The following is a 6,199-nucleotide window of genomic DNA, read 5'->3' as shown; positions in this document are numbered from 1 at the left end:
GGCCGACGTCTACGTCGCCACCTCCAACGGCACCGACGGCTTCGTCAACGGCCGCAAGTGGCACGACTTCTTCGGCACCCCCGGCGAAACCAGCCTCTGACCGGAAAGGAACACGTGGTGAAACGCACTACCGGGAGACTTCTCCCGGCCGTACTGTCGCTGGCCTCCCTGGTCATCGGCTCACTGTTCGCCGGCGCCTCGCCCACCGCCGCGGCCTCGGCGGACACCGCCGAAGTCAAGGCCGCCGGTGTCGTCTCGCGCGCCGAGCGCGTCGCCAAGCTGACCGGCCCCGGCTCCACCAGCGCCACCGACGTCCGCTGGCAGCTGAAGGCGACCGACCTCGGCATCATGTGGGACAACGGCAAGGGTGAGATCCTCACCGCCTTCGGCGACTCCTACGGCAACGGCTGGACGGGGCCGGGTGCCGCCGTCGGCGACCAGGCCACGCTCGACTGGCGCTGCAACCTGGTGGCGCGCAGCGCGGACCACAACCTGGCCGACGGCATGAGCATCGACAGCATGGCGACGGACCGCCCGGGCCACGCCAAGCAGGTCCTGCCGTGCAAGCGCGTCGACAACGACGAGCTGACCACCATCCCCACCGCCGGCATCTCGGTCGGCGACCGGCAGTACATGCACTACATGTCGGTGCGCCGCTGGAGCCCGAAGGGCGGCGAGTGGTTCACCAACTACTCGGGCATCGCCTACTCGGACGACAACGGCGAGAACTGGGTGAAGGACGCCGACGCCCGCTGGCAGAACGACGCGTCCTTCGGCAACAAGTTCCAGATGGCGGCGATGCTCAAGCAGGGCGGCTACGTCTACCTGTACGGCACCAGGAACGGCCGCTTCGGGGACGTGTTCCTGTCCCGCGTCCCCGAGGGGCAGCTCCTGGAGCCCGGTGCCTACCGGTACTGGACCGGTGGCGACTGGGTGACCGACCCGTACGCCGCCACGCCGATCGCCGGGGCTCCGGTCGGTGAACTGTCCGTGCAGTACAGCCGCTATCTCGGCCGGTTCGTGATGATGTACCTGGACGACCCGGGCGGCTCGATCGTGATGCGGACCTCGGCGACGCCGTGGGGGCCGTGGAGCGGCAAGCAGGTGGTCGCGTCCGGCGCCGACTACCCGCAGCTGTACGGGTCGTTCATCCACCCGTGGTCGGCCGACTCCAACAGCCCGTATCTGTACTTCACGATGTCGCAGTGGCAGCCGTACAACGTCTACCTGATGCGGGTGCGGCTCACCGGCGGCGGCATGATGAGCGGTTCCCCGGCCGACTTCGACGGCGACCTGAAGGACGACATCGTCACCTTCACCCAGGACGACCGGGCCGACGTCTATGTCGCGAGGTCCACGGGCAGTGGGTTCGACGGCCGTGAGGTGAAGTGGAACGACCACTTCGCGCCGGGCGGGGAGACCCCGTTGACCGGTGACTTCAACGGCGACGACAAGGACGACGCGGTCACCTTCACCCACGGCGCGAACGCGGACGTGTACGTCGCCGCCTCCGACGGCAAGTCCCTCGGCACGGGCGAGAAGTGGCACGACCACTTCGCCCCCGGCCGTGAGGTGCCCGCGGTGGGCGACTTCGACGGCGACGGCATCGACGACATCATCACCTTCACCCGCGAGGACACGGCCGATGTGCATGTCGCCCTCTCGGACGGCGACACCTTCGGCGCGGGCCAGAAGTGGCACGACGACTTCGCGCCCTGGGCCCAGTTCCCGGCCGTCGGCGACGTCGACGGGGACGGCCTGGACGACATCATCGCCTTCACCCAGGACGCCGGCAACGATGTGTACGTCGCCCTGAACGAGGGCGGGAAGTTCGGCACTCCGTACAAGGCGCACGACCACTTCGCCCCCGAGGGCGAGCGGCCGCGCGTCGGTGATGCGGACGGTGACGGGAAGGACGACATCGTCACCTTCACCGGTGGCGAGGCGAGCGACGTCTACGTGGCCCTGTCCGGCGGCAAGTCCTTCGGCACGGGCCAGAAGTGGGCGGACTACTTCGCGCCGGACGGCGAGTTCCCGTACCTGGGCGACTACGACGGCGACGGCAAGGACGACATCGTCACCTTCACCCACAACGACCTGGCCGACGTCTACGTGAACCGGTCCAACGGGACGGACGGCTTCGTCGACGGCAGGAAGTGGCACGACTTCTTCGGCCTCGCCGGGGAGACGAGCCTCTGACCCCACCCGCCCCCTGACCGGCCCGGCCGGCCGTGGTTCCCGCTCCCCCCGTACGGGACCACGGCCGGCCGGGCCCTTTTCGTTTCCCGCAACTCCGACCACTTTGAAGGGTGTTCTGGATCACATACCGGGGAATGAGTTGCGGGCGTGGGAGAAACCGTATCCACGGGTGACCGGTTGGGGCCCGGGTGCGACGATGAGGGGTCATGACTGCTGGGTGGGGTGCTCGCACGGGACGGGCCGCGGTGTTCGCGGCCGTCTGTGTCGTGCTCGCCGCCCTGGGGCACGTCATGATGTCCGGCGACCACGTCCCCCTCGGGACGCTGGCGGCAGGCTGGGCCGTGACCGGTGCCCTGGGCTGGGGACTCGCGGGGCGTGAGCGCGGACTGCCGCTGATCACGGCCGTCGCCGTCGCCGCCCAGACGGTTCTGCACTCGGCCTTCTCCCTGGTGGAGCCCGCCCACGCCGACTTCATGGACGGGAGCGCGATGCCGCACGGCATGCACTCCACGCCCATGCCCATGGGGACGGGTACGGGCATGGAGGGACACAGGGCGCCCTCCGGCGACTCCTCGGCGGGCATGCTCGCCGCCCACCTGCTGGCCGCGCTGCTGTGCGGCCTGTGGCTCGGGTACGGCGAGCGGGCGGTGTTCCGGGTGCTGCGGACCGTCGGCGGATGGCTGGCCGCCCCGATGCGGCTGCTGTTCCTCGCGCCGGTGCCGCCGCGCCGTCCGTCCCCCCGCGTCCGCCGGCGCCGCCGCTCGGACCGCGTGCCGCGTCTCCTCCTCCTCGTCCACGCGATCACCTCCCGCGGTCCGCCCGCCGGGGCCGCTGCCCTCTGACGGCAGCCGGTGACACCCCGGGGCCGCCCCTGCGCGCCCCGGGCTCCGGCCGTGTGCCGGTACAGCCTCGTTCCGCGTACCGCCCGCGGCCGTATCCCCGCCGGCCGGGCCGCGCACGCCCGCGGTTCCCGGTTCCCCCGCGAAGGACCTCAGGTGATCACTTCCACCCTGCCCACCCCTGCCGGAAGACCCACCGACGACGCGGCGACCGCCTGGGCGCTGGCCGCGCGCGGCGGTGACTCCGACGCCGTCGACCGCTTCGTCCGCGCCCTGCACCGTGACGTCATCCGTTACGTCGCCCATCTGTGCGCCGACCCGCAGGCGGTGGACGATCTGACCCAGGACACGTTCCTGCGGGCGCTCGGCAGCCTGCACCGGTTCGAGGGACGCTCCTCGGCCCGCACCTGGCTGCTGGCCATCGCCCGCCGCGCGGTGGCCGACAGCCACCGGTACACGGCCGTACGGCCCCGGACGGCGGATGTCCCCGACTGGCAGCTGACCGTGGAACGGGCACAGCCGCGCGGACTGCCCGGATTCGACGACGGGATCGTGCTGCTCGACCTGCTGGACCGGCTGCCGGACGAGCGGCGCGAGGCGTTCGTCCTCACGCAGCTGCTCGGGCTGCCGTACGCGGAGGCGGCGGCCCTCGGCGACTGCCCGGTCGGCACGGTCCGCTCCCGCGTCGCCCGCGCGCGGACGACCCTCGCCGCCCTCGTCGCCGAGGCGGAGGGGGCGGAGGAGGCGAGCACGGCGGTACGGAAACCGGTACTGGACTGAAAATCCAGCAGTTGGACGTATAGTCTGAGAAAGGTAGGTGGAACAGGCAGGAGGTGGGCTCATGGCGGCCGCACAGGGCCGGGACGCCGAGCGGGACGCGATCCTCGCCGCGCTGGCGCCGCTCGTCGACGGGATCGCCGCGACGTTCGGGCCGGTCTGCGAGGTGGTGCTGCACGACTACCGGCGCCCGGAGGGATCGGTGGTCGCCGTGGCCGGCTCCGTGACCGGGCGGACGGTGGGCGGGGCGATGAGCGAGATCGGCATGCGGATGCTGGCCCGGGGCGATCAGGCCGCCGACGAGCTCAACTACGTCACCCGGACCGGGAACGGCGTCCTCGTGAAGTCCTCCACGATGGTGCTCCGGGACTCCGCGGGAGCGGTGTTCGGCGCCCTGTGCGTCAACGTCGACGTCACCGCCGTCGGCCGGGCGCACACCCTGCTCGGCGCCCTCGCCGGTCTCGGCACCGGTTCCGCCGAACCGCCGACGACCGCCTTCGGCAACGACATCGACTCCGTGGTGGAGGCGATCGTCGACGCCCACCAGCTGCGGCAGCACCGGGACTGGGCCCAGCTCGACCGCGAGGAACGGCTGCGGCTGTTCCGGGACCTGGACGCCCGCGGAGTCTTCGCCGTGCGGCGGGCGGTCGAGCAGGTCGCCGGCCGGCTCGGCATCTCCCGTGCCTCCGCCTACAGCTACCTCTCCCAGTCCAGGACGACGACCGACCCGACCCCCGCCGGAGGCAGCACATGACGACCACCATCCCGCCGGTCACCCTCGACGACGTCCGTGCCGCCGCCGGGCGGCTCAAGGGCGTCGCACACCGTACGCCCGTCCTGCGCTCCCGCACCCTGGACGCGCTCGTCGGCGCCGAGGTGCACCTCAAGTGCGAGAACTTCCAGCGGGTGGGCGCCTTCAAGTTCCGCGGCGCCTACAACGCGGCCTCCCGGCTCACCCCCGACCAGCTGTCCCGGGGCATCGCCGCCTACTCCTCCGGGAACCACGCCCAGGCCGTCGCCCTGGCCGCCCGGGAGCTGGGCACCACCGCCGTCATCGTCATGCCCGAGGACGCGCCGCCGTCGAAGCGCGCGGCCACCGAGGGATACGGCGCCGAGATCGTCACCTACGACCGCTACACCGGCGACCGGGTCGCCCTCGCCGAGGCCCTCGCCGCCGAGCGCGGCCTGACCCTCGTCCCGCCCTACGAGCACCCGCACGTCATCGCGGGACAGGGTACGGCAGCCCTCGAGCTCGCGGAGGAAACGGGGCGGCTGGACGCACTGCTCGCACCGGTCGGCGGCGGGGGACTGATCGCCGGAAGCGCCACCGCCGTCAAGGGCCTGTACCCCGCCACGCGGGTGATCGGCGTCGAGCCGGAGGCCGGCGACGACACCAAGCGGTCCCTGGAGGCGGGCCGGCGCGTGAGCGTCCCGGTCCCGCGCACCATCGCCGACGGCCAGGCCCTGCACACCCCGGGCGAGCTGACGTTCTCCCTCAACCGGCGGCTCCTGGACGGGATCGTGCTGGTCGGCGACGACGAGATCAGGGACGCGATGCGGTTCGCCTTCGAGCGGCTGAAGATCGTCCTCGAGCCGAGCGGCGCCACCCCGCTCGCCGCACTGCTCACCGGCCGCGCGGGCCCCCTCCCGCCCCGCGTCGGCCTGATCCTGTCCGGCGGCAACATCGACGCCGGCCGCTTCGCCCGGCTCTGCGGTCCGGGCGACTGACGTACCGGCTTCACCCGAATGGCGTCCCCGAGTGGACGGACGGACGATGGAGGGGTGGGGCCCGGCCCCCGCCGGCGCCGTTCGAGGCAGACGGAGACCGGACCCGGCCGTGCAGGCGACGGTCGGAAGGGAACAGGGCCATGCTCGAGATCAAGACGCTGGACAAGCCGGACGAGAGGCGCGACTTCCCCAGGGGGCACCTGGAAGCCGTCCACATGACAGGACTGGACTTCGCCGTGGCCACATTCGAGCCCGGGTGGCGCTGGTCCGAGTCCGTCGGTCCCATCGCGGGGACGGAGAGCTGCCGGATCCACCACAACGGCTATGTCGTCCAGGGCCGTATGCACATCCGCATGGACGACGGCGCCGAGCAGGAGGTCGGCCCCGGAGACGTCTTCGTCTGCGCACCGGGCCACGACGCGTGGGTCGTCGGCGACGAGCAGGTCGTGGTGCACGACTTCGCGGGCGGCATGGCCCAGGACTACGCCAAGGCCGACTAGCCGGTCACCGGAGTCGCACCCCGACGCGCACGGCCGTCCTCGCCCAGGGAGCACCTCGCGGGACGGCCGTCGGCGGTCACGGCGGCAGGAGGGTCCCGGCCCGGCGGATCGGACATCGGTTCCCCGGAGCCGTGCGGTGGCGCCGTCCGGGCCCCG

Annotated in this window: 6 protein-coding genes; all 6 read left to right on the top strand. The window is 72.2% G+C overall.

Going from position 1 to position 6,199, the window contains the following annotated elements; translation table 11 throughout:
* Window positions 1-117: 117 nt before the first annotated feature.
* Window positions 118-2,199, top strand: a complete 2,082-nt coding sequence (locus tag KUM38_RS31345) for a DUF4185 domain-containing protein (RefSeq protein WP_308409100.1) — start codon at window positions 118-120, stop codon at window positions 2,197-2,199.
* A 206-nt stretch (window positions 2,200-2,405) separates the two neighbouring features.
* Window positions 2,406-3,041 (top strand): hypothetical protein, encoded by a 636-nt coding sequence (locus KUM38_RS31340; RefSeq protein ID WP_217134371.1) that lies wholly within the window; start codon window positions 2,406-2,408, stop codon window positions 3,039-3,041.
* Between the two features lie 153 nt (window positions 3,042-3,194).
* Complete coding sequence (locus KUM38_RS31335; protein ID WP_217134369.1) at window positions 3,195-3,818, top strand: sigma-70 family RNA polymerase sigma factor; 624 nt, start codon at window positions 3,195-3,197, stop codon at window positions 3,816-3,818.
* A gap of 61 nt (window positions 3,819-3,879) precedes the next feature.
* Window positions 3,880-4,569: a transcriptional regulator gene (locus KUM38_RS31330; RefSeq protein ID WP_217134367.1), complete on the top strand. Its 690-nt coding sequence runs from the start codon at window positions 3,880-3,882 to the stop codon at window positions 4,567-4,569.
* Window positions 4,566-5,543, top strand: a complete 978-nt coding sequence (locus KUM38_RS31325; RefSeq protein ID WP_217134365.1) for a pyridoxal-phosphate dependent enzyme — start codon at window positions 4,566-4,568, stop codon at window positions 5,541-5,543. The genes KUM38_RS31330 and KUM38_RS31325 overlap by 4 nt, the downstream gene beginning before the upstream one ends.
* 140 nt (window positions 5,544-5,683) lie before the next feature.
* Entirely contained in the window at window positions 5,684-6,043 is a 360-nt protein-coding gene (locus tag KUM38_RS31320; RefSeq protein WP_217134363.1) for a cupin domain-containing protein, read from the top strand.
* Window positions 6,044-6,199 lie beyond the last annotated feature (156 nt).

The organism is Streptomyces sp. AC558_RSS880, assembly GCF_019049255.1.
Taxonomy (GTDB): domain Bacteria; phylum Actinomycetota; class Actinomycetes; order Streptomycetales; family Streptomycetaceae; genus Streptomyces.
Note: the sequence above shows the minus strand (reverse complement) of the source record. Positions and strands in the feature narration are given on the sequence as shown.